At 70.3% G+C, this 22,596-nt stretch carries 21 protein-coding genes; 9 read left to right on the top strand and 12 right to left on the bottom strand.

Features of this window, described 5'->3' with window-relative positions:
- Positions 1-23: 23 nt before the first annotated feature.
- Complete coding sequence (locus ABTZ89_RS15465; protein ID WP_270953172.1) at positions 24-662, bottom strand: hypothetical protein; 639 nt, start codon at positions 660-662, stop codon at positions 24-26.
- Between the two features lie 167 nt (positions 663-829).
- On the opposite strand from ABTZ89_RS15465, the gene ABTZ89_RS15460 reads away from it, so the two are divergent.
- Positions 830-1,120, top strand: a complete 291-nt coding sequence (locus ABTZ89_RS15460) for a cupin domain-containing protein (RefSeq protein WP_351044860.1) — start codon at positions 830-832, stop codon at positions 1,118-1,120.
- A gap of 15 nt (positions 1,121-1,135) precedes the next feature.
- On the opposite strand, the gene smc is transcribed toward ABTZ89_RS15460, so the two are convergent.
- Together smc and ABTZ89_RS15450 are read right to left on the bottom strand one after the other, a co-directional pair.
- Positions 1,136-4,774, bottom strand: a complete 3,639-nt coding sequence (gene smc, locus ABTZ89_RS15455; RefSeq protein WP_351044858.1) for a chromosome segregation protein SMC — start codon at positions 4,772-4,774, stop codon at positions 1,136-1,138.
- 180 nt (positions 4,775-4,954) lie between these two features.
- Entirely contained in the window at positions 4,955-5,248 is a 294-nt protein-coding gene (locus tag ABTZ89_RS15450) for an acylphosphatase (RefSeq protein ID WP_351044856.1), read from the bottom strand.
- Positions 5,249-5,374: 126 nt separating this feature from the next.
- Between ABTZ89_RS15450 and ABTZ89_RS15445 the strand changes: the two genes are divergently transcribed.
- Both ABTZ89_RS15445 and ABTZ89_RS15440 read left to right on the top strand, forming a co-directional pair.
- Positions 5,375-5,875: a hypothetical protein gene (locus ABTZ89_RS15445; RefSeq protein WP_351044853.1), complete on the top strand. Its 501-nt coding sequence runs from the start codon at positions 5,375-5,377 to the stop codon at positions 5,873-5,875.
- Entirely contained in the window at positions 5,872-6,060 is a 189-nt protein-coding gene (locus ABTZ89_RS15440) for a hypothetical protein (RefSeq protein WP_270953177.1), read from the top strand. Before ABTZ89_RS15445 ends, ABTZ89_RS15440 begins: the two co-directional genes overlap by 4 nt.
- 4 nt (positions 6,061-6,064) lie before the next feature.
- Here the strand turns inward: ABTZ89_RS15440 and ABTZ89_RS15435 are convergent, their stop codons facing one another.
- The 5 genes from ABTZ89_RS15435 to ABTZ89_RS15415 are packed head-to-tail and all read right to left on the bottom strand — an operon-like array spanning position 6,065 to position 9,837.
- Positions 6,065-6,685, bottom strand: a complete 621-nt coding sequence (locus ABTZ89_RS15435) for a nucleoside/nucleotide kinase family protein (protein ID WP_351044850.1) — start codon at positions 6,683-6,685, stop codon at positions 6,065-6,067.
- Between the two features lie 56 nt (positions 6,686-6,741).
- On the bottom strand, positions 6,742-7,542 hold the full coding sequence (locus tag ABTZ89_RS15430) for an ESX secretion-associated protein EspG (protein ID WP_270953180.1): 801 nt from the start codon (positions 7,540-7,542) through the stop codon (positions 6,742-6,744).
- A gap of 1 nt (position 7,543) precedes the next feature.
- Positions 7,544-8,851 carry a hypothetical protein gene (locus ABTZ89_RS15425; protein WP_351044847.1) on the bottom strand — a complete coding sequence of 436 codons (1,308 nt, stop codon included), beginning with the start codon at positions 8,849-8,851 and terminating at the stop codon, positions 7,544-7,546.
- 9 nt (positions 8,852-8,860) lie between these two features.
- Complete coding sequence (locus tag ABTZ89_RS15420; RefSeq protein ID WP_351044845.1) at positions 8,861-9,472, bottom strand: DUF3558 domain-containing protein; 612 nt, start codon at positions 9,470-9,472, stop codon at positions 8,861-8,863.
- Positions 9,469-9,837, bottom strand: a complete 369-nt coding sequence (locus ABTZ89_RS15415) for a hypothetical protein (RefSeq protein ID WP_270953183.1) — start codon at positions 9,835-9,837, stop codon at positions 9,469-9,471. Before ABTZ89_RS15415 ends, ABTZ89_RS15420 begins: the two co-directional genes overlap by 4 nt.
- 502 nt (positions 9,838-10,339) lie before the next feature.
- Between ABTZ89_RS15415 and ABTZ89_RS15410 the strand changes: the two genes are divergently transcribed.
- The 6 genes from ABTZ89_RS15410 (at position 10,340) to ABTZ89_RS15385 (ending at position 17,187) form a co-directional block, all read left to right on the top strand.
- The gene (locus ABTZ89_RS15410; protein WP_351044842.1) at positions 10,340-10,828 is read left to right on the top strand and encodes an SseB family protein; all 489 of its coding nucleotides are present in this window, start codon (positions 10,340-10,342) and stop codon (positions 10,826-10,828) included.
- Positions 10,828-11,172, top strand: a complete 345-nt coding sequence (locus ABTZ89_RS15405; RefSeq protein ID WP_351044839.1) for a hypothetical protein — start codon at positions 10,828-10,830, stop codon at positions 11,170-11,172. The genes ABTZ89_RS15410 and ABTZ89_RS15405 overlap by 1 nt, the downstream gene beginning before the upstream one ends.
- Positions 11,172-12,674, top strand: coding sequence for a putative T7SS-secreted protein (locus ABTZ89_RS15400; RefSeq protein ID WP_351044836.1), 1,503 nt, complete (start codon positions 11,172-11,174; stop codon positions 12,672-12,674). Before ABTZ89_RS15405 ends, ABTZ89_RS15400 begins: the two co-directional genes overlap by 1 nt.
- 53 nt (positions 12,675-12,727) lie before the next feature.
- Entirely contained in the window at positions 12,728-13,147 is a 420-nt protein-coding gene (locus tag ABTZ89_RS15395; RefSeq protein WP_351044833.1) for a hypothetical protein, read from the top strand.
- A gap of 155 nt (positions 13,148-13,302) precedes the next feature.
- Positions 13,303-15,012 carry a PstS family phosphate ABC transporter substrate-binding protein gene (locus ABTZ89_RS15390; RefSeq protein ID WP_351044830.1) on the top strand — a complete coding sequence of 570 codons (1,710 nt, stop codon included), beginning with the start codon at positions 13,303-13,305 and terminating at the stop codon, positions 15,010-15,012.
- Between the two features lie 21 nt (positions 15,013-15,033).
- Entirely contained in the window at positions 15,034-17,187 is a 2,154-nt protein-coding gene (locus tag ABTZ89_RS15385) for a tetratricopeptide repeat protein (RefSeq protein WP_351044828.1), read from the top strand.
- A gap of 10 nt (positions 17,188-17,197) precedes the next feature.
- Here the strand turns inward: ABTZ89_RS15385 and ABTZ89_RS15380 are convergent, their stop codons facing one another.
- The 4 genes from ABTZ89_RS15380 to kdpB form a co-directional block, all read right to left on the bottom strand.
- Positions 17,198-17,878, bottom strand: coding sequence for a response regulator (locus ABTZ89_RS15380; RefSeq protein ID WP_351044825.1), 681 nt, complete (start codon positions 17,876-17,878; stop codon positions 17,198-17,200).
- Positions 17,875-20,415 (bottom strand): DUF4118 domain-containing protein, encoded by a 2,541-nt coding sequence (locus tag ABTZ89_RS15375; RefSeq protein WP_351044822.1) that lies wholly within the window; start codon positions 20,413-20,415, stop codon positions 17,875-17,877. Before ABTZ89_RS15375 ends, ABTZ89_RS15380 begins: the two co-directional genes overlap by 4 nt.
- Positions 20,416-20,518: 103 nt before the next feature.
- Positions 20,519-21,100, bottom strand: coding sequence for a potassium-transporting ATPase subunit C (locus ABTZ89_RS15370; protein WP_351044819.1), 582 nt, complete (start codon positions 21,098-21,100; stop codon positions 20,519-20,521).
- 103 nt (positions 21,101-21,203) lie between these two features.
- The coding region (gene kdpB / locus ABTZ89_RS15365; protein ID WP_351044817.1) for a potassium-transporting ATPase subunit KdpB at positions 21,204-22,596 on the bottom strand (1,393 nt) is incomplete at its 5' end.

The following is a 22,596-nucleotide window of genomic DNA, read 5'->3' as shown; positions in this document are numbered from 1 at the left end:
ACCGGCACCCCTCGAACCGGACGTCACATCGACGCGAGCGAGATGATCATGATCAGGAGCATCAGGACGCACACGCCGATCGAGCCGAAGAAGATGCCGTAGGCGATGCCCAGGCCGGGCGGGTCCTGCGGGGTCGGGCCGATCGCGCCGTTGCTGAACGGGAACGCGGGGGCCTTGTAGTAGACCTCCTGCTGCTGGCCGACGTTCAACGGGATCACCGCGGTCGCGTGGCCCAGCTTCCACAGGTAGTTGACGTGCACCTGGATCTGGTGCTGGCCGGGCGGCAGGTCGATGGGGTTCATGCCCCACTTCAGGATCGGACCGGGCTGGCCGTTGATGGTGACCTGCGGCTTGAACAGCATCAGCGCCCAGACGACCCAGTGGTGCGAGCAGTCGATCAGCACGCGGGCCATGCCCGGAGGGGGCGGCGGCATCGGCGGCTGCATCTGGGCGGGCGGACCCGCCTGCGGGTAGCCCTGCGGCGCGCCCTGCTGGGGGTAGCCGCCCTGCTGCGGGTAGCCCTGCGGTGCCGCCGGCATCGGGCCGGACTGCGGGTAGGGCTGCTGCGCGGGCATCGGACCGGACTGCGGATAGCCCGGCTGCGGATACCCCTGCGGGGAGTACGGCTGCTGACCTGGCGGCTGGCCGTAGGGGTTGGTCATGGGTCTCCTCCTGGTCTGTGGTGGACCCCGCGTGGATGCCGGTCCAGCCGACATCCTCCCGCACTCGGGATTCCGGTTCGAAACCGACCGCTTTCCCGAGTTCTCCCCCTTCAGCAGCGGTTGTGCTGGGACGATGATCTACGCATACGCACTGCGGACGGGGGTCGATGGTGCACGACGACGATCACGCGGAATTCCGGGGCAAGCTCAACGCGTACGCGGCCGGGGTGCTGGACGACGTCGAGTGGCTCGTGATGCGCACGCACTTGGCGGAGTGCGATCTCTGCCGGGCCGAACTGGGGCGGCCGAAGATCCTGAACCGCGCTGCGCCGCAACGGATCTCGCCCGCGATGCAGCGGGCGAGCCGCCGCCCGGGCTGGTCGATCGTGCTCGGCACCGCCGCGGTCGCTGGCCTGGTCGCCTTCGGCCTCGGATACGCGGTCGGCGTCGCCGGCTGAGAACGGGTTCCGCGGTCAGTCCAGCACCGCGGCGACGTCGCCTTCGGCGGGCGCGTCCGGCGCTGCGTCCTTCTCCGCTGAACCGGTCAGGCGCTGGGAGATCACCTGCGTGATGCCGTCGCCGCGCATGGTCACGCCGTAGAGCGCGTCGGCGATCTCCATGGTCGGCTTCTGGTGCGTGATGATGATCAGCTGCGAGGTGGTGCGCAGCTGGTCGAGCAGGGTGATCAGGCGGCGCAGGTTGGTGTCGTCCAGCGCCGCCTCGACCTCGTCCATCACGTAGAACGGCGAGGGGCGGGCGCGGAAGATCGACACCAGCATGGCTACCGCGGTCAGCGACTTCTCGCCACCGGACAGCAGCGACAGCCGCTTGACCTTCTTGCCCGGCGGCCGGGCCTCGACCTCGACGCCGGTGGTCAGCATGTCCTCGGAGTCGGTGAGCGTCAGGCGCCCATCGCCGCCCGGGAACAGCACCTTGAACACCGTCTCGAACTCGCGCGCCACGTCCTCGAAGGCCGAGGAGAAGACCTCCAGGATCTTCTCGTCGACCTCCTTGACGACGCTGAGCAGGTCGCGGCGGCTGTCCTTGAGGTCTTCCAGCTGCGTGGACAGGAACTTGTAGCGCTCCTCCAGCGCGGCGAACTCCTCCAGCGCGAGCGGGTTCACCTTGCCCAGCAAGGAGAGGTCCTTCTCGGCGCGCTTGGCCCGGCGCTCCTGGGTTGCGCGGTCGAACGGCACCGGCGGCGGTGCGCTGACGTCCTCGCCGCGCTCCTTCGCCGCCTCGTACTCGGCGAGTTCGGCCGGGCCCGGCGGGATCGGCACGGTGGGCCCGTACTCGTCGACCAGGTCGTCCAGGCCGATCCCGAAGTCCTCGATGATCTTTGTTTCGAGCTGCTCGATCCGCAGCCGCTGCTCGGCGCGCACGACCTCGTCCCGGTGCACCGCGTCGGTCAGCTTCTCCAGCTCGCCGCTGAGCTCGCGCACCCGCGCGCGGATCGCGCCGAGCGCCTGCTCGTGCTCGCTCTGCTTCGCCTGCGCGACGTCCCGCTCCTCCGTCGCGGCGCGCAGCGACAGCGCGATGCGCTCGAGCGCGGTCTCGCACCCCGACACCACGGCCTGCGTCACGCGCGCTGCGCGTTCCCGCGCCTTGCGCGCCGCCTCCGCGCGAGCCCGCGCTTCGCGCTCGTGCCGCGCTGCGCGGCGCAGCTGGTCCGCGCGCCCCTGCACGGCCCGCGCCCGTTCTTCGGCGGTGCGCTGGGTGAGGCGCGAGTCCATCTCCTGCTGGCGCACGGCGGTGAGCTCGGCGCTGAGCCGGTCGCGTTCGCCGGTGTCGGGCTCGGCCGCCTCGTCCTGCTCGGTCTTGACGATGCGCAGGCGCTCTTCGAGCTCAGCGAGCTTGACCAGGGATTGTTCGCGGGATTGCTCGACCTTCACGCGCTGGTCGCGAGCGCGGTCGACGTCGGCCGCCGCGGAACGGGCCGCGCGCTCCAGGCTGGAGAGCCGTTCGGTGCTGCGGGCGCGCTGGACCTTCGCGTCGTTGATCTGCTCCTGGACCGCGCGGACCTCGGCGCGGCGGGATTCTTCTTCCGCCCGTGCGCCTTCCAGCGCGGCCGAGTGCTGTTCGGCGCGGCGCTGCGCTGCGGCGAGTTCGCGCTCGGCTTCGTCGACCGCGGCCTGCACCTCGATGGCGCTCTGCCGGTTGTCGGAGCCGCCGATCGCCCAGTGCGCGCCGAGCACGTCGCCGTCCGCCGTCACCGCGCGGACTTCCGGGTGTCGCTGGACGATTTCACCCGCCTCGGCCAGCGAATCGACCACGGCGACCTTGTCGAGCGCCCTGGTCACGGCCGCGCGGAGGCTGTCCGGGGCGCTGACCAGATCGGCGGCCCAGCGCGCGGAACCGGGCAGCTGCGGCCATCCGGACCGGTCGAGGTCCACGTCGGTGCCGATGAGCAGACCGGCCTGGCCGGCTTCGTCGCTGCGGAGCAGTTCCAGCGCGGTCACGGCGTCCGTCACCCCGCGCACCGCGACCGAGTCGGCCACCGCGCCGAGCGCCGCCGCCAACGCGGCTTCCGCGCCCGACTCCACGTTCAGCAGCGCGGCGACCGAACCGAGCAGGCCCGGAATGCGGTCACCGGCCGCCATGAGCGCGCCCGCACCGTCCTTGCGCTGCAAGCCCATCGACAAGGCCTCGACGCGCGCCTTCCACGAAGCGATCTCCCGCTCCGCCGCCCGCTCGGCCTTGACCAGCTCCTCGACCCGCGCCCGCGCGGCGTCGCGCGCTTCGGCGGCTGCTTCGCGGCGTTCTTGGAGGCCCGCGTCGTCGGAGTCGTAGCCGCCGCTCTCGTCCTGCGCGTCGGACAACGCCCGCTCGGCCTCTTCAGCGCGGCCGGTGGCTTCCTCCAGCGCGTCGGAGAGGCGCTCGATCTCGTCGGAGGTGTCGTTGACCTTGGTGCGCAGCGACTCGACCTGCCCGGCCAGCCGCGCCGCGCCCTCCCTGCGGTCCGCGATGGCCCGGACCGCGGCCAGGTGGGCCTGTTCGGCCTGCTTGAGCCCCGATTCCAGCTCGGAGCGGCGCTGGACGACCTCGTGCAGGGCTTCGCGGGCCTCTTCTAGCTGCTCGCGGAGCTCGATCTCCTGCTCGGCGGCTTCCTCGGCCTCGGCGTCGAGCTGGTCGGGGTCGCGACCCGAGCGCTGCTCGTCGGTCTGCGCGGTCAGGTGGCGGTACCGCTCCGCGGCCAGCCGCAGCGTGCCGTTCAACCGCTCTTCCAGCGCGGACAAGCGGTACCAGGTCTCCTGGGCGCGGTTGAGCCGCGGCGCGTCGGCGGCGACGTGCTCCTCGAGGGTCTTCTCCTCGGACTGCGCGAACTGCAGCGCCCGCTCCACCTCGGCGCGCTTGGCCCGGGCGGTTTCCTGGTCGGCCTCGTCGCGGGCCAGGTCGGCGCGCGCGGTGACCAGGTCGTCGGCGATCAGGCGCAGCCGGGCGTCGCGCAGATCGGCCTGCACGGTCTGGGCCTTGCGGGCGATCTCGGCCTGCTTGCCGAGCGGTTTGAGCTGGCGGCGCAGCTCACCGGTGAGGTCGGTCAAGCGGGTCAGGTTGGCCTGCATCGCGTCGAGCTTGCGGAGCGCCTTCTCCTTGCGCTTGCGGTGCTTGAGCACGCCCGCGGCCTCTTCGATGAGCCGGCGGTTCTCCTCCGGCTTGGCCTGCAGGATCGAGGCGAGCTGCCCCTGGCCGACGATGACGTGCATCTCGCGGCCGATACCGGAGTCCGACAGCAGTTCCTGCACGTCCATCAAGCGGCACGAGTTGCCGTTGATCTCGTACTCGCTGGCCCCGTCGCGGAACATCCGGCGGGTGATGGAGACCTCGGTGTAGTCGATGGGCAGCGCGCCGTCGGCGTTGTCGATGGTCAGCGTGACCTCGGCGCGGCCCAGCGGGGCGCGGCCCGCGGTACCGGCGAAGATGACGTCCTCCATCTTGCCGCCGCGCAGGTCCTTGGCGCCCTGCTCGCCCATCACCCAGCGCAGCGCGTCGAGCACGTTCGACTTGCCGGAGCCGTTCGGCCCGACGACGCAGGTGATGCCGGGTTCGAAGCGCAGCGTGGTGGCCGAGGCGAAGGACTTGAACCCCTTCAGCGTCAGGCTCTTCAGGTGCACGGCTGCGATCGACCTTCCCGTGAGTGGTCCCCCTGGTCACGTCCGGCCGAGCCTACCTCTGCTGCCTCCCCCGACCGCGCAGAACCGCTCGCAACACCCGAACCACCGCCGGCGGAGATCAACGCGGAGCCGGCACCGGCACCCGGTCACGTGTCGATTCCGCACGAAATCGACACGCGGTCAGCGCTCGACGAAGCCCGTCAGGCCGCCCTTGGGGTCCGACCACTGCTCGGCGACGAAGTCGACGCGGCCCGGGGTCTCGCCGGAGCGCAGCGCCGCCAGGAGCTTCTCGCAGGCTTCGCGGGGGCCTTCGGCCACCACCTGAACGCGGCTCGCCGGCAGGTTCGTGGCGCTGCCGACCAGTCCCAGCTCGAGCGCGCGGGCCCGCGTCCACCAGCGAAAACCCACTCCCTGCACGTGTCCGTGCACCCATGCGGTCAGTCGCGCAGCTCCGGAATCCGTCACGCCCGGCATGATGCCGCACCACCCCCGCGCCTGCCCCGGCACGTCCACCGCCCCGGGGCAGGCCGGTATGATCCGCCCGATTCGGCGGAGGCCGGGTGTTTCGGGGCATCCGGTTCACGACCGCGCGAAGAGCCGATGAGTGGGGCACCGATGGACGACCCGGTGGAAGATCCGGACGCCAGACCGAAGCGGCTGGTGGTGCTGGCCGCGACGGGCTTCGTGGTGGCGACCGCGTTCGCGACGACGGCCGCGATGGTCGCCGGCACCCAGCAGCAGACCGGGGCCACCCCGGACTTCTCGCTGAAGCCGACCGCCACCTCCCGGCCGGCGACGACCACGTCGACCTCGTCGCTGCTGCCTCCCCCGCCGATCACCAGCGGGGAGACCTCGGAGGAGAGCACCACCAGCTCCGAGGAGACCAGCACCGCGTCGAGCTCCCCCAGCGACGTCGCGCCACCCCCGGGGCAAACGCCGACCGCGCCGCCGCCCGGCCCGGGACCGGACCCGACACCGGACCCGACGCCGACGTGGGATCCACCGACCACCACGCCGCCGACCACGACGACGAAGCCGACGACCACCCCGCCGACGACGACGCACACCACCGACTCGGAAGACCTGGACGAACCCGGATGACGCTGGCCGTGCACGCCTGCCGGTCCCTGTGCTCCTGGCACCGAACTCCCAAGCAGCTCAACGGTTTCCCGCTGCTGGCCTGCCGGGGTTGCGGCTCGCAGTGGATCCGCAGCGAACCCTGGACGCCGATCGACCACACCGGCCGGATCCCCGACGACGTCCGCGCCGAACTGCGCGAACGCTGACCGGTCACTCCGGATCGCCGACGACGACCAGGTCGGCACGAGCTCGGGTGGGCGCGATCAGGGCCGCGTTGGCCTCGTCGCTGCGCTGCACCCATTCCGCGGCTTCCGCCGGGGTCCGCCCGTGCTCGACGTGCCGGGCGATGAGCCGCTGCACGCGGACCTCGTCGTCCGGGGCGAGGAACCAGCACTCGTCCAGCAGCTCCCGGACCCCGGCCCAGGACGGGGTGTCCAGCAGCAGGTAGTTGCCTTCGGTGATGACCAGCGGAACGTCGGGCTCCACGGCGATCTCCGCGGCGTAGGACTCCTCGACCTCCCGGTGGAACTCCGGCGCGTACACCGTCTCCCCGCCATCCCTGATCCGCCGCAGCAACGACACGTACCCGGCGGCGTCGAAGGTGTCCGGAGCACCCTTCCGGTCGGCGAGCCCCAACCGCCGCAACTGCGCATTGGCCAGGTGGAACCCGTCCATCGGCACGACGACCGCGCAGTCGCCGAGCTCCGCCAGCACCCGCTCGGCGACGGTCCCCTTCCCGGCACCAGGAGCCCCGGCGATCCCCAGAACCCGACGCTGCCCGCTGCCGGCCAACGCCTTCGCCCGCGCCACCAGCTCCGCATATGCGACCAAGGAACGACCTCCCGTGAATCAGACCCCAGGCTACGGGCGGGGGAGAACGCTCCTGCTCAGTCGTCCCAGACCTCGGTGAGGAGTTCTCGGGTGTACTCGGCGATCCGGGCGTTGTCCGCCGGGGCGATCGTGCTCCAGCGGCGGCCGTCGCCGCTGGGGCGGACCACGTGGAGGTAGCGGCCCTGGTCGGTGTCGTGGAAGGCCACCACCCGGTTCGCCCGTTCCGGGCGGCCCCGGTTCGGGCTGGCCTCCACGCCGAACTGGCCCCGGATCCCCATCCCGTTCGCCATGTGGGCCACGTCCGCCGCGTCGTCCGGGGGGATGCCCAGGGCGCGCAGTTCGTCGGTGAACTCCAGCGGGTTGTTCGGGCCCGCGTAGTCGCTGGCCTTGCGGAGGACGTCGTTGGGCAGGCTCACCGCCCGGCCCGGGCCCGGGGGCATGTCGCCCGCCACCGACACCGCCGCTTCGGCCAGCGAGCCGCCCCGGATCGGGGTCAGCTCCACCACGTCGGCGTCGACGATGGTCAGCAGTCCCGCCGCGCCGTTCGCCGAGGCCAGGGCCCGGATCGAGCGGTCGGCCCAGATCCGCACGTCGACGCTGCGCTGCGGGCGGTCGAGGAGGCCGAGCAGGTCGGCGAAGTCGACGTCCAGCCGGTCGCGGGACGGTTCGGCGAGGCGCTTGCCGCGCAGCGACGCCCACACGTCGGCCACCAGCTCGGCGCGTTCGGCGTAGGTCGCCCCGGGACTGGGCACGTCCAGCACGATGTGGCGGTGCTCGGTGAGCTTCTCCACCTCGCAGACCACGTCGAATTCCAAAGTGGACAGGACGATCGGATCGGCTTCGGCTCCAGGGCGCACGTCAGTCCTGCTTCTTCGGCTCGTTCTCGGCGGGCGGGTCCTCGTCGTCGCCGGCCTCGCCCAGCACCGGCGGCGCGACCAGCCGCTCGTCGTCGAAGTGGGTTTCCTCGGCGACGTAGCGGTTCTCGTGCTCGGCGTCCTCGCTGCGCTTCTCACCGCGGGTCGCGGCCGGACCCATCATCGAACCCGCGACCGGACGGCTGCCCGGGGTCTTGCCCGCGGACTTCCCGGCCACGGTGTCACCCGGACCGCCGCCGACGGCCGACGCCCCGCCGCGGGCCACGGACTTCCCGTCGCCACCAGCGGGAGCCGGCGCGCCGCGACCTCCGAGCATCTTGCTCGCGCCGTACGCGCCGATGCCCACGACCGCCGCACCACCGGCCGCGATCCCGAGGATCGTCCCGGCGCCGATGCCGCCGCTGTCGCCGGTCGCCTCCGGGGTCCCGTCCGCTTCACCGCCCGTGTCGATCTCGCCCTTGTGCCGCTCACCGCTGCGATCCCCGCGCCCGGGCGGAGTCACACCGGGACGTCCCTCGCCAGTGCGGCCGTCGCCCGCCCGCCCCTGACCCGGCTGGGCGTCACCGCCGCCGATGCTGCCGACGATCGCACCGGGCACGCCCGTGCCGGGCGAGTAACCCACGCCCGGCGAACCCACCCCGGACTGCGGCGAACCACCGAAGGTGCCCGCCGAAACGGCCCCAGCACCGAATCCCGCGCCGGCCATGCCGACCGGCGAGGCCGACTGCGTGGTCACGGTCGCGGGCGGCGCCTCCGGCAGCGGCTGGTAGGTGTCCGCCTGGCTCACCGAGGTGTCGCGGTAGGACGCCAGCGCGGCCTGCGCGGCCTTCTTGTTGGCGTCGATCTGCTTGGCTTCCTGGTCGTAGTCGCTCTCGTAGCCGAAAGCGCCACCGGCCCACTCCGCGACGTTCTCCGACTGCTTGTGCCGCAGCTCGTCGGTGTTCGGCAAGGTGTGGCGGGCCGATTCGTACCCCCGGCCCTGCTCGTCGACGCTCTGCGCGGAGGCCCGCAGCGGGTCCGGGGCGTCGGACATGAACACCGCCTGCTGCTGGGTCGCGGCGGCGGCGAGGCTGCCCGCGTTGCCCTCCCAGGCGATCTGGAGCTTGCCGAGCTCGCGGCGCAGGGTGTCGTCCAGCTCGACGACGACCTTCACGCACTCGTCCAACGCCCGCACCGCGGACTGCATCGACTCGGTGCCGATCCCCTGCTTGACCTTCGTGATCCACTCCTGGAGCTGGGGGATCTCCAGCCCCTCGAACCGGATGTCGCGGATCGGATCGATGCTCGTCACAACGTCCCCCTAGCCCTTGGCCTGCAAGGTCGTCACAGCCGCCCCAGCGGCCTGCTGCGCCTTCTCGCACATCTGCTCGTTGTTGAGCTCGCTGCCCCCGCTGAGCAGGCTGAGCGACGCCCAGAGCGTCTGCCCGTCAGCGGCGTCGACGAACACGTCGCAGCCCAGCCGCTCAGCACCGGCGATCTGGCTGCGCACCGCGCCGAAACCGTTGACGTCGACGGTCTTCCGGGATCCGTCGGCGCTGTTGACCTTCGCCAGGAAGGGTTCGATGCCCTGCGGCACGACGCGCAGCGAAATGCCCGTGCTCGCACCGGTTCCGTCGCTCAGGTAGCCGCAACCGTTGTAGTTGTTGCCGTTCTTCTGCACCGGGGCGGGACGCGCGACCTGCAGCTGCGACATCTGCTGCCCGGTCAGCCAGGTGCAGATCTCCGCGTCCTGCGCGCCGGCGACCGGGAGTTCGGCGGGGCGCTTCGGCATGCCCGATTCCGCGCTGGCGGGGGCCGGTTCACCGGTCGGTTCCGGATCCGGTCCGTTCACCGTGCAACCGGCCGCCAGCAGCGCAGCAGCGGTCAGGCCGAGCAGACCGCTCAGCCGGTGGACGCGCGACGAACCACTCACATCTGCCCCTGCTGGACGTTGAAGGACGCGACGATCTCCTCGTCGGTGTACCCGTACTGCTTGGCCGCTTCTTCCAGCTGGCGCCCCAGGTCGATGACGTTGTCCACGTACTGCTGCAGCCGCGCGTAGTGGGAGTCCTGGTTGCCCACCAGGTTCGCCGTCCACACCGCCGCGGACGTGGCGCTGACCTCGTCCTCGCCGGGCGCGGACACGACCAGGCTCGGCATCAGGTCGCGGAGCTTCTGCTGCGCCTCTTCCGCCGCCGCGAGGATGACCTTGCGGACTTCCAGGACGTTGTCCTTGTTGACGGTGAGGGTTTGGCCTCCACCTGGAGACGGCGGCGGTGGCGGGGCTGGCGTCGTCATCGCGGGAAAACCCCCAGTCAACGGCTGCTGATCACCAGGTCGTCCGCCGACCCTAGCAGCGGCGTTCAGCACCCGTCAGCAACTCGGGAGAACTTCACGCGAACCCAACAACCCCATGCGCAAACGCGAATGCGACGACCGCCGAATCGCGGAATCCGACAAACCTCCCGGCCGGACAACTGCGCAGGTCCGGAACGGTGCAACACCCCTCCGGACGGGCCGATCGCGCATTAGTTGGTTGCCGGAAGAAAACGAGTTCCGCGAATCAGATCGGCGCCGAGGAATCACTCGGGAATCAACTCGACGACCACCGGAACCAGAGCTGCCGGAATGAGAGCAACTTCATGCGCATCGCCCCGCATTACCGCCGAAGGGAGCAATACGCGCGGTGATTCAACCGACACGGGGAGCAAGTTCGAGACCACCCGGACCGATGAGTCCACTTGGTACAGTCCGTCCCCGTTTCGTCTGAATTCGTCCGCGTTGGGGAGGCGTGGGATCGATGACGCTTGCACACGTGCGCCCGGGAACCGGGTTTCCGCGCTCCGCCGGGGTTTTACGCCTCAGCGGAGTCCTGTTCGATCCGCCGGATCCGGCCGAGGAGCTGATCGGCGCGCTGGAGTCGTTCCGCGCCGACCGGACCTCGATCGAGCAGCTGGCCGAAGTCATCCGCGGCACCGGGTTCGTCACCCCGGTGTCCGATGAGGACGGTGGAGTCGCGCTGATCACCGCCCGCGCCGGAGAGCTGTCCTGGCTGGGGGCCTTCACCTCGCTGCCCCGGATGGCCGAGTTCTACCGCGAATCCGGACGAGGTTCCGACACCGTGCGCTACGCGGAGGTGACCGGGGCGGAGCTGCTCGAGCAGTGCCTGCCCGCCCTGCCCAGGGGTACCGGTCTGGTGATCGACGCCGGGTCCGGGCACAGCACCGCGCTGGGCCCGGTGGCCGGGCTGGTACCTGACGAGATCGCGCTCACCGAAGGCGGTAGTTGATGGGGCACAACGGTTTTCGCGTCGACCTCGGCGCGCTGGCGGACGCCGAGGAGGGCATCCGCGGTGCGGTGTCCGAGATCGGCGGCATGGCGGGCTGGGGCAACGAAGCGATGGGCAAGCAGGGCATGGGCCTGAAGGGGTACGCGCTGAACTCCTCCAGCCTGCTCGGCAACGACCTGCTCGGTGCGGCGCTGATCCAGTTCGGCCAGTCCTGGGAGTGGGGCATTCGCTACCTCGTCGAGGACGGGCAGGCCGCGGTGGACGCGCTCGGCGAGGCCCGGGGCTCCTACCAGCAGATGGACGGGCAAGCCGTGCAGGAACTGCTCCGGGGGGCCGGCGCCTGATGGTCAGCAACCAGAGCACGTTCGACCAGGACGTCGCATCGGTCGGCAACGAGCTGAACAAGCTCGGCCAGATCACGGGGATCGGCCCGCAGGACGTGATCCCCGGTGATCTCCCCACCGTCAGCGAGGTCGGCGAGCACTTGACCAAGCTCGGGGCCGCGTTCGAACGAGCAGGTCAGGGCATCAAGTCGATCGACTCCGACGGCTGGACCGGGCAGGCCGGCGACGCCTTCCGGGCCAACTTCCTCGACAAGGCACCGGGCGAATGGCTCAAGGCAGCCGACGCCATCTCCGAGGCGGGCCAGGCCATCCTGGAGTACCAGCAGGTCCTGGCCACCGAGAAACCGCGCGCGCAGCGGGCGAAGGAAGAGCTGGACCGCTCGATCGAGATCTCGGAAGCGGCGGCCGCCAAGCACAACGCCGCCGTCGAGGCCTACAACGCCGGTGGTTCGGGTCCACAGCCCAGCGCGTTCGTGGATCCCGGCGCGGAAGCACGGGCACGCGCGCAGCAGGAGATCGCCGCGGCCAAGGCGGCGGTGCAGGCGGCTGGCGAACGCGCGGCGAAAGTGGTGATGGCCGCCGCCGAGGGCGCCCCGGCGGCCCCCGGCCCGCTGGCGCAGCTCGGAGCGAACGTCGTCGACAGCGTCCAGGCCATCGGCGACACCGCGTACGAGATCGGCGCCGGTGCGGTCGAAGGCGTGGTAGGCATCGGCACCGGCCTCTTCGGCCTGGGCAAGGCCTTCGTCTACAGCCAGCCCGCCATGCAGGTGATCGACCCGGAAGGCGTCGCGGAGTTCAACAAGGCCGCCTCGACGACCCTGCAGTCGGTGGTCGAGAACCCTTGGCAGGCCGCCAAGGCGATGGTCAACGTGGACGGCTGGAAGGAGAACCCGGCCCGCGCCCTCGGCTCGATGGTCCCCGACGTGGCGGCCAGCATCACCGGTGGCGGGGCGGCCGCCACGGTCGCGACCAGGACCGCCAAAACCGCTGACAACGTCGCCGACGTGGCCGACGCCGCGGGCGACATCGCCCGCACGACCGACCGCCTCGGCGACGCGGCCCGCCACGCCCCGGACAACACACCGCCCTGGGCCGACCTCGACTCCGTCCCACCGCCGCGCACACCGGAAACCCCGTCCACCCCGCAACCCTGGGACGGCCACGAATTCGGCCCCAAGGGCTCGGACCCGCTCCCCGACCCGGAACCCCCGCAAACCCCGGCACCAGAACCCCGCAACCGGGAGCTGCCGGACTGGTTCCACGACGAAACCCCGGAGAGCTGGCTCGACGACGGCAAGGGCGCCCCGGAGCCGATGCCGGAACCCGTGCCGGAGCCCTCACCTCCGCACCCGCCCGCGCCGTACGAGCCACCGGGCCCGGCGACTGCACAAGTGGACGATGCCTGGCGAGGCCATCTGGATGAGCCGAACATCCAGAACGAACGCAGGGCGATCGAGGACCTTCAGCGGAAGTACGGCCCACAAGGGGGTAATGGCCTGTGAACCAGAACGTCTACGTCCGAGTGATCACTGAACTCAGCGGGCACTCGGGGCCCATGACCGCAAGTGCCGAGGCCCAGTGGCAACTGGTCAACGGCATGGTGCACATGCGAGTCGCCGTCCCGGAGAAGGAACCTGTCACTGTTCAGGGACCAACGGTGTGCGGTTGCTTGATGGGCGTCCGCGACAAGTTGCCGCGAGTCGTCTTCATGGCCCAGGGAGCGCGGCGGGATGCCTGGTGGGGAACGCCCGAGCACCCGTGCGCGGTCGACGAGGTGCTCATCTACCCCGCTTTCGGACAGCCGCCGCTCCCCACCCGCCAACCGGCCCTGGGGTTCCTTCCCGAGAAGGACCTGGGTTTCCTCGCCACCAGCTCCGCTGAGCAGATGATGTACCGCGCGGAGTGGGAGGACGACATCCCGCCCAGCGTGCCGCGTTGGAGCGTGCGCTACGCCCACCGCCGGAACCCGGTCTGAGCTCGCCCTTCGAGCACCGCGTCTCGGTTTGTCCGAGGTCTGCTCGGGGTGCTGGTTGAACCCGTGGTGAACAGCCGGTGATCTCGGGCTTCGGGCACCGGTTTCCGTGCTTACGCTGCACGTTCACCGGTGGTTCGGGTCTGGAGGCGGTGTTCGTGGGGGTCACGTGGGGCGATGCCGTGGTGGCATTGGCTTCGCTGTTCGGCGAGCACGTCGGCAGCTGGGTGCTGGGCGTGCTCGCCGCGGTGACGATCAGTGCTCCGTTCGTCGACCGGTTCTTCGTGCGGCGCAAGCGGATCCACTACCGCGTGCTGTACAACTCCAAGATCGGGTTGAGCCCCGTGCAGCTGCACGACGGCGAGGTCGAGCCCGCGCACGAGGACCTGACGCCGATCGCCAAGCTGGTGGACCGGATGAGCATCGTGGTCATCCGGGTCCGCAACACCGGCAGCTTCGACATCGAGGCGCGGGACTTCGCCGAGGACATCTCGTTCAGCTTCGGCGAGCGGATCGTCTGGGACGCGCGGATCTCCGAGGCACCGAGCCAGGACATCCGCCAGCGGATCCGCAACAACCTGGTGTTCCTCCCCGAGGAGCAGGACGTCGGGCTCCCCGAGGGCAAACCCGCCGGGGAAGCCGGGCTCGGCGTGCTCCGGGCCTGGCTCGGGCGGCGGTTCGAGAGCTACGTGCAGGCGCAGCCCACCGGGCCCGCCGAGGTCGGGCCGCAGTGGCACGGGGTTCGGCTGTCAAAGCTGGACCTGGAGCGCGGGCAGAAGTTCAAGCTCGTGGTGGTGCTGCGGGAACCGGACGACGAACCGGCGCACGCGGCCGGGGATGACTTCGCCACCAGCAAGGAGATCTCCTTCGCCGGCAGCATCAGCAACGGCCGCATCACCGACGAGAAGCAGCAGCGGCGCATCACCTGGCCGCTGATCACCACGGCCGTCGGTCTGCTGCTGGCCGGTGCGCTCGTCACGACGCTGCTCACCGGTGCTTCCGCCACCGCCGGTGGTATCGCCTGCGGGTCCGGGGAGCTGCAGGTCAAGGGGTCCAGCGCGTTCGCGCCGATCGTGGGCGCGGTTGCCGAGAAGTACGACGAAACCTGCCGGACCGACATCCGCGTGACCCCGACCGGCAGCCTCGGCGGGCTGCGGGAACTGGAGCGGACGAACGAGCCGGACAAGCTCGCGGTGCTGTCCGACGGCCCGGCGAAGGACGCGAACGACTACGCCGGCCGTCCCGTCGCCGTCGTCGTGTACGCGCTGGTGGTGAACGAGTCGGTGGACGTGTCCGATCTGAGCACCGACGACCTGCGGAAGATCTTCTCCGGCGAGCACACCGACTGGAAGCAGGTCCGGGGCAGTGGCGAACCGCTGCCGATCAACATCGTCGGGCGCGGTGCGGAATCGGGCTCCCGCACCGTTTTCGAGCAGAAGGTGCTCGGCGGGCAGGAGCCGCCGCTGTCCTCGGACGGCTGCGCGAAACCCGACCGGCAGGGATCGACCACGCCGACCCGGTGCGAGCGGACCGAAACGCAGGACGCGATCGCCGCCATCGCCTCGACGCCCGGTGCGATCGGTTACGCCGACGCACCCGCGGTCCGGCGCGCGATCGCGGAGAACCGCCCGCTGCACATCGTCACCCTCGACGGCAAGGCCCCGACCGTCGACGACGCCCTGCGCGGCTATCCGTTCCGGACGGTGGAATACCTCTACACCAAGGGCGAACCGGCCGAAGACACCCTCCTGAAGCGCTTCACGACCTACCTGAACAGCGACGCTGGCCAAGCAGTGATGCACGACCGCGGCTACACACCCTGCACCGGCCCGACCGGCCCGCACCCTCTCTGCTCCGACCAGCAGTGACGTTCGGCCTGGTCAGGACCCGTGAGTACTTTGGGGTGCTATAGCGCCTCAAAGTACTCACGGGAGCTGACCAGCAAAAACGGACCTGCGCTGCGATCTCCTTGGTTACCTTGGGGGGCAGTCGATATTGGGAGAGCGATGGGGCGGTCCGGTTCTGTTCGCAAGGCGCGACCGCTGGTCCGCGCTGTGGTGGCGGCGGGGTTGTCGTCCGGTGCGGCGGTTCTGATCAACATCGCCACCTCCGAACCGGCCACCTGGTGGCTGTGGATCGGCGTCGCCGTCCTCACCGTCATGGTGGGAATCGCCAGCTGGTGGGGAGAACGTCATCAGGGCGAGCCGGCGGAGAAACCTTCGAATGACCCGGTGGTGTCGGAACAACTGGAACAGGCTCGGCAGCTTCGCAACGAAGGCGACTACGCGAGTGCTGAAGCCGCGTTTCGCGCAGTGCTGGTCCGAACCCGCGCGGAACTCGGCGAGGAGCACCCGGACACGCTGACCGCGCGCCACAACGTCGCGGGAGCGCTGCAGGACCGCGGCGAACTGGCCGAAGCAGAGGCCGAATACCGTGCCGTGCTGAAGATCCGCCAGCGCGTGCTCGGCGACGAACACCCCGACACGCTCATCACGCGGAACAACCTCGCGACAGTCCTGCAGAACCGCGGCGAACTAGCCGAAGCCGAAGCCGAGTTCCGCAGCATGCTGAAAATCGATCAACGCGTGCACGGCGACGAACACCCCAAGACACTCCTCACGAGGCACAACCTCGCAGGGGCCCTGATGGACCGAGGCGAGCTGGCCGAAGCGGAAGCCGAATACCGTGCCGTGCTGAAGATCCGCCAACGCGTACTCGGCAACGAACACCCCGACACGCTCAACACGCGGCACAACCTCGCACTAGTACTGCACGCCCGCGGCGAGCTGGCCGAAGCCGAAACCGGGTACCGCGCAGTGCTGAAGATCCGCCAGCACGTGCACGGCGACGAACACCCCAAGACGCTCAACACGAGGCACAACGTCGCCGTGATTCTGCAGGAACGTGGGCGACTGGCCGACGCCGAATCCGAGTTCCGGACAGTGCTGAAGATCGAACACCGCGTGTACGGCGACGAACACCCCGACGTGCTGACCACGCGGAACAACCTCGCGTCGGTTCTGAAAGCTCGAGGCGAGCTGGCCGAAGCGGAAGCCGAGCTCCGAGCTGTGCTGAAGATCCGCCAACGCATGCTCGGCAACGAACACCCCGACACGCTCAACACGCGGAACGACCTCGCAGGGGTCCTCAAGGACCGCGGCGAACTGGCAGAAGCGGAGTCAGAACGCCGGGCCGTGCTGAAGATCCGCCAACGCGTACTCGGCAACGAACACCCCGTCACGCTCAACACGCGGATCAACCTCGCAGGAGTGCTACACGACCGCGGGGAACTAGCCGAAGCCGAGTCCGAATACCGAGCGGTCCTGGCCCGGCAACGACGCGTGCTCAGCGACGAGCACCCCGACACGCTGATCACGCGGCAGAACCTCGCTGCGGTCCTGAAGGAACGCGGGCAACTGGACGAAGCGGAAGCCGAACACCGGGTCGTGCTCGCCCAGCAACAACGCATCCTCGGCGACGAACACCCCGAGACGCTGAAGACGCGGGGAAATCTCGCACTAGTTCTGCACGAACGTGGGGAAACAGCGGAAGCCGAAGCCGAATACCGGGCCGTCCTCGCCCTGGAACGACGCACGCTCGGAGACGAACACCCCAGCACGCTGAACACCCGGGGCAACCTCGCAATGGTGCTGAGGGATCGCGGAGAACTGGACGAAGCGGAAGCCGAGCTCCGAGCTGTGCTGAAGATCCGCCAACGCGTGCTCGGAGACGAACACCCCCAGACGCTCATCACGCGGGGCAACCTCGCACTCGTGCTGGACGACCGCGGCGGACCAGCGGAGGCCGAACCCGAATACAGGGCCGTCCTCGCCCTGCAACAACGCGTGCTCGGCGACGAGCATCTCGACACGCTGACGACGCGGAACAACCTCGCTGGAGCACTGCGGGACCTCGGGGAACTGGACGAGGCGGAAGCCGAGTTCCGCGCCGTGCTGAAGATTCGCCGACGGGTGCTCGGCGAGCAGCATCCCGACACCCTGGCCACGGACGTGGCACTCCGCGAACTGCGCTCCGCCGAGTAGCCCCACGGGCTCAGAGTTCGAAGCGGTAGCCCATTCCTGGTTCGGTGATCAGGTGCCGGGGGTGGCTCGGGTCCTGTTCCAGCTTTCGGCGGAGTTGGGCGAGGTAGACGCGGAGGTAGTGGGTTTCGTTCGCGTACTGGGGTCCCCAGACCTCTTTGAGCAGCTGCTTCTGGGCGACCAGGCGGCCCTGGTTGCGGGCCAGGACTTCGAGCATCCCCCACTCGGTCGGCGTCAGGTGGATCTCCTCGCCCTCGCGCAGAACCCGCTTCGCGGACAGGTCCACGGTGAACGTCGCCGTTTCCACCACCGGTTGGTCGGCCGCGCCGGTGGTGCTGGCGCGGCGGACCGCGGCGCGCAGGCGGGCCAGGAGTTCGTCCATGCCGAAGGGTTTGGTGACGTAGTCGTCCGCTCCCGCGTCCAGCGCCAGCACCTTGTCCGTGGAGTCGGTGCGGGCCGAGAGCACGATGATCGGCACCGTCGTCCAGCCGCGCAGCCCCGCGATGACCTCGCCGCCGTCCATGTCGGGCAGGCCGAGGTCGAGCACCACCACGTCGGGTTTCCCGTCGCCCGCAGCGCGCAGCGCGGATGCGCCGTCGACGGCGGTGAGCACCTGGTAGCCGCGGGCGCTCAGGTTGATCCGCAGTGCGCGCAGCAGCTGCGGCTCGTCGTCGATCACCAGGACCTTCGTCATCGCTTCCCCTGTCCGTCCGCCACCGGCAACGAGAGCACGATCGTCAACCCGCCGCCGGGGGTGTCCTCCGCGCGGATCGTGCCGCCCATCGCCGTCATGAACCCCTGCGCCACGCTCAACCCGAGCCCCACCCCGGCCGGGCCCTGGTCGCCGCGCTCACCATGCTCGCCGAGCCGCTCGAACGGCGCGAACACCGCGTCCGCCGAGCCTTCGGGCAGGCCCGGACCGTGGTCGACGATCCGCAGCTCCACGCGGGCCGCGTGCTCGCTGGCGCGGATGCTGATCCGCCCGCCGTCCGGGCGCCCGTACTTCAGCGCGTTCTGCACCACGTTGGCCACCACTCGTTCCAGCAGCCCCGAATCGGCCTGCACGGGTGGCTGCGACTCGTCGATCTCGACGTCGATGTGCTGCTGCCCGTCCAGTCCGGCCAGCGCGCCCGCCACGACCTCGTCGTAGCCGACCGGGCGCAGCCGCGGGGCGATCGCGCCGGTGGCCAGCCGGGAGGAGTCGAGCAGGTTGCCGACCAGATCGGTCAGCCGGTCCGCCGATTCCTCCACCCCGGCCAGCAGTTCGGAGGTGTCCTCCGCGGAGAGCTGGAGGTCGGGGGCGCGCAGGCTGCTCACCGAGGCCTTGATCGAGGCCAGCGGGGTGCGCAGGTCGTGACCGACCGCGGACAGCAGCGCGGTGCGCAGCTGCGTCGCGTCGGCGAGCCGTTGCGCCTCCCGAGCTTCCGCAGCCATCCGCTGCTGTCGAAGCGCGACCAACGCCTGCCCGGCCGCACCTTCCAGCACCGTGCGATCCGCCGCCGGGAGGGGCCGTCCGGACCGTTCGAGCACCAGGTGCACGTCCGGGTTGACCTCGATGTCCACATCGGACTTGTCCGGGCTGGTGCAGGGCTGCGCGCCGGTGGAAGCCGCCACCTGCCAACCGTCCTGGGTCCGCTCCAGCAGCGCCGCGGAGGTCAGGCCGAAGTTCTCCACCACCTTCTCCAGCAGCCGGGGCAGCGGATCCGGGTGGGTGAGCACAGTTCGGGCGTAGGACGTCAGCAGTGCTGCCTCGGTGCGCGCGCTGCTGGCCTGCTCGGCGAGGCGCGCCCCGCGGTCGACGGTGAAGGCGACCACCATGCCGACGATCATCATCGCTATCACCGTCACCAGGTTCTGCGGTTCGGCGACGGTCAGCGTGTACAGCGGCGGGGTCAGGAAGAAGTTCAGCAGCCCGCCGGACAGCAGCGCGGCGACGATCGCCGGTGCCATCCCGCCGACCAGCGCGACGATGACGGTGACCAGGAAGTAGCCGACGACGTCGGTGGACAGCGAGTCGAAGCCGAACTCGTAGGCCACCGCCGTGACCGCGCCCGGCAGCAGCACCGACAGCACCCAGCCCCAGACCTGGCGGACCGAGGACAGCGGGTTGCGGGCGATCCTCCTCAGCAGCGGCCGCCCGCCGGCCTCGGAGTGGGTGACCATGTGCACGTCGATGGCACCGGACTTCTGCACCGTCACCGCACCGATGCCTTCGTCGAACACCCGCGCCCAGCGGGACCGGCGGGAGGTGCCGACGACCAGCTGCGTGGCGTCCGCAGCGCGGGCGAACTCCAGCAGCGCCTCCGGCACGTCGTCGCCGACGACCGTGTGGAAGCTGGCACCGACCGCGTCCGCGAGCTTGCGCGCGCGGGCGACGCCCACCGGCGAGACACCGGAGAGGCCGTCGCTGCGCAGCACGTGCACCACCTGGAGCTCCGCGCCCGCGCGGGCGGCGATGCGGCGTGCTCTGCGGATCAGCGTCTCGCTCTCCGGGCCACCGGTGACGGCGACGACCACCCGCTCGCGGGCCTCCCAGGTGTCGGTGATCTTCTTCTCCGCGCGGTAGCGGCGCAGCGCCACGTCGACCTGGTCGGCCAGCCACAGCAGCGCCAGCTCGCGCAGCGCGGTGAGGTTGCCGGTGCGGAAGTAGTTGCCCAGCGCGGCGTCGACCCGGTCGGCGGCGTAGATGTTGCCGTGCGCCATCCGGCGGCGGAGCGCTTCGGGGGTGATGTCGGCGAGCTCGATCTGCTCGGCGCGGCGCACCACCTCGTCCGGCACCGTCTCCTGCTGGCGGATGCCGGTGATCCCCTCCACGACGTCGTTGAGGCTCTCCAGGTGCTGCACGTTCACCGTGGACAGCACGGTGATCCCGGCGTCGAGCAGCTCCTCGATGTCCTGCCAGCGCTTCTCGTTGCGAGAGCCGGGGACGTTGGTGTGCGCGAGCTCGTCGACGACCGCGACCTCCGGTTTGCGGGCGAGCACGGCGGCGAGGTCCATCTCGGTGAGCTCGACGCCTCGGTGCTCGACCGTCGCGCGCGGTACGACCTCGAGGCCGTCGAGCAGCGCGGCGGTGTTGGCCCGGCCGTGGTCCTCCACGAAGCCGACCACCACGTCGGTGCCGCGCTGGGCCCTGCGGTGCGCTTCGTTGAGCATCGCGTAGGTCTTCCCCACACCTGGTGCCGCGCCGAGGTAGATCCGCAGTTCCCCGCGCCGCCGTCCGCTCTCTCCCACGCTCCCAGTCTCCTACGACCCGCTGTTAATAGCGGCTGCACCGCTCCGTTGGCTGCTCGTGAGCGTTTTGGGGCGCCACAGCACCCCGAAGCACTCACGAACCTCATCCTGCCTGGTGGACGGCGACGTTGAGGGTCGTCGTGTTGACCACGCGCTCGGCGATCACCCCACCTGTGGTGTTCTCCGCGATCAGGCGCCGGACCTCGTCCAACGGCAGCCCGGTGACCCGAGCCACGCGCGGTGCCTGCAGGTCCGCGTAGGCCGGGCTGATGTCCGGGTCCACGCCGCTGGCCGACGCCGTCACGGCGTCCGCGGGCACCTGCGCCGGTGCCACGTCCTCTCGGAGGGCGATTGCGGCGCGCCGCTCCTGCACCGCCGCCAGCAGCTTCTGGTTGTCCCCGCCGTAGTTGGAACCTCCCGTGGCCGACGGGTCGCCGGAGGCCGACGGCCGGGTGTGGAAGTACGGGTCGTGCGCCGGATCCGCCGGGACCGGGTCGATGCCGATCAGCGACGAGCCGACCGCCCGGCCGTCCACCACGATCTGCGAGCCCTCGGCATTGGCCTGCAGGCCGGGGATCCGGCTGATCCCCCAGATCGCCAGCGGGTACGCCACGCCCAGCACGACCGTGGCCACCAGCAGCAGCCGCAACCCCGCCAACGCCTGCCGCAACAGGGTCTTCTTCATCGGATACCTCTCCAGATCTTCTGCAGTTTCAACTGAAACTGCGATCGGCCGTGCCCGGGTTCTGCAGTTTCAATTGAAACTGTGGTCCACATGGTGGGACTCCTCAGCCGATGCCGGGGACGAAGCGGATCAGCAGGTCGATCAGCCAGATGCCCAGGAACGGGGTGGCGATGCCGCCCAGGCCGTACACCAGCAGGTTCCGCCGCAGCAGGGCGCTGGCGGTCGACGGTCGGTAGCGGACTCCGCGCAGCGCCAACGGGATCAGCGCCGCGATGATCAGCGCGTTGAAGATCACCGCGGCCAGGATCGCCGAGGTCGGCGTGGCCAGCCGCATGACGTTCAGCGCGTCCAGCTGCGGGTAGATCGCCACGAACATCGCCGGCAGGATCGCGAAGTACTTGGCCAGGTCGTTGGCGATGCTGAAGGTCGTCAGCGCGCCGCGGGTGATCAGCAGCTGCTTGCCGATCTCGACGATCTCGATCAGCTTGGTCGGGTCGGAGTCCAGGTCGACCATGTTCCCGGCTTCCTTGGCCGCCGCCGTGCCGGTGTTCATCGCCACCCCGACGTCGGCCTGCGCGAGCGCGGGCGCGTCGTTGGTGCCGTCGCCGGTCATCGCGACCAGCCGCCCGCCCTCCTGCTCGGCCTTGATCAGCGCCATCTTGTCCTCGGGTTTGGCCTCCGCGAGGTAGTCGTCGACGCCCGCTTCGGCGGCGATGGCCTTGGCGGTGAGCTCGTTGTCGCCGGTGACCATCACGGTGCGGATGCCCATCGCGCGCAGCTCGGCGAAGCGCTCCGCCATGCCCGGTTTGACCACATCGGACAGTCGAATCACCCCGACCACCCGGGTGTTCCCGCCGCTGCGCTCGGCGACGACCAGCGGAGTGCCGCCCTGCGAAGCGATTTCGCCGGTCAGCGCCACCACTTCGTCCGGAACGCCCCCGGCCCAGGCCCGAACCGCGCTGGTCGCGCCCTTGCGGATCTCACGGCCGTCGACGTCGATGCCGCTCATCCGGGTCTGCGCCGAGAACTCGACCTCTTCGGCCGCCAGCTCCGCGCCGCTCGCCTGCTCCGGCAGCGAGAACTGCTCGGCGCAGAACGCCACGATGCTGGTGCCTTCCGGGGTCTTGTCGGCCAGGCTCGACAACCGCGCCACTTCGGCCAGTTCCCGCACCGTCGCGCCGCCGACCGGGATCAGCTCGGTGCACCGCCGGTTGCCGAAGGTGATCGTCCCGGTCTTGTCCAGCAGCAGCGTGTCCACGTCACCTGCCGCTTCCACCGCTCGGCCGGACTTGGCGAGCACGTTGCGCTGCACCAACCGGTCCATGCCCGCGATGCCGATCGCCGACAGCAGCGCCCCGATGGTGGTCGGGATCAGGCACACCAGCAGCGCGGTCAGCGTGATCACCGACAGCAGCGAACCGGAGTAGCCGGCCATCGGCTGCAGCGCCACGACCGCGAGCAGGAAGATGACGGTCAGCGTGGACAGCAAGATCGTC

Source organism: Saccharopolyspora sp. NPDC002686 (assembly GCF_040295745.1).
Classification (GTDB): domain Bacteria; phylum Actinomycetota; class Actinomycetes; order Mycobacteriales; family Pseudonocardiaceae; genus Saccharopolyspora; species Saccharopolyspora oryzae.
This window is presented reverse-complemented; position numbering and strand designations above follow the sequence as displayed.

What these genes read in the sequence shown, in the direction of transcription:
- ABTZ89_RS15465 (WP_270953172.1), bottom strand. Translation starts at nt 662, where the DNA reads ATGACCAACCCCTACGGCCAGCCGCCAGGTCAGCAGCCGTACTCCCCG.
- ABTZ89_RS15460 (WP_351044860.1), top strand. Translation starts at nt 830, where the DNA reads ATGGTGCACGACGACGATCACGCGGAATTCCGGGGCAAGCTCAACGCG.
- ABTZ89_RS15450 (WP_351044856.1), bottom strand. Translation starts at nt 5,248, where the DNA reads ATGCCGGGCGTGACGGATTCCGGAGCTGCGCGACTGACCGCATGGGTG.
- ABTZ89_RS15445 (WP_351044853.1), top strand. Translation starts at nt 5,375, where the DNA reads ATGAGTGGGGCACCGATGGACGACCCGGTGGAAGATCCGGACGCCAGA.
- ABTZ89_RS15440 (WP_270953177.1), top strand. Translation starts at nt 5,872, where the DNA reads ATGACGCTGGCCGTGCACGCCTGCCGGTCCCTGTGCTCCTGGCACCGA.
- ABTZ89_RS15415 (WP_270953183.1), bottom strand. Translation starts at nt 9,837, where the DNA reads ATGACGACGCCAGCCCCGCCACCGCCGCCGTCTCCAGGTGGAGGCCAA.
- ABTZ89_RS15410 (WP_351044842.1), top strand. Translation starts at nt 10,340, where the DNA reads ATGACGCTTGCACACGTGCGCCCGGGAACCGGGTTTCCGCGCTCCGCC.
- ABTZ89_RS15405 (WP_351044839.1), top strand. Translation starts at nt 10,828, where the DNA reads ATGGGGCACAACGGTTTTCGCGTCGACCTCGGCGCGCTGGCGGACGCC.
- ABTZ89_RS15400 (WP_351044836.1), top strand. Translation starts at nt 11,172, where the DNA reads ATGGTCAGCAACCAGAGCACGTTCGACCAGGACGTCGCATCGGTCGGC.
- ABTZ89_RS15395 (WP_351044833.1), top strand. Translation starts at nt 12,728, where the DNA reads ATGACCGCAAGTGCCGAGGCCCAGTGGCAACTGGTCAACGGCATGGTG.
- ABTZ89_RS15380 (WP_351044825.1), bottom strand. Translation starts at nt 17,878, where the DNA reads ATGACGAAGGTCCTGGTGATCGACGACGAGCCGCAGCTGCTGCGCGCA.
- ABTZ89_RS15370 (WP_351044819.1), bottom strand. Translation starts at nt 21,100, where the DNA reads ATGAAGAAGACCCTGTTGCGGCAGGCGTTGGCGGGGTTGCGGCTGCTG.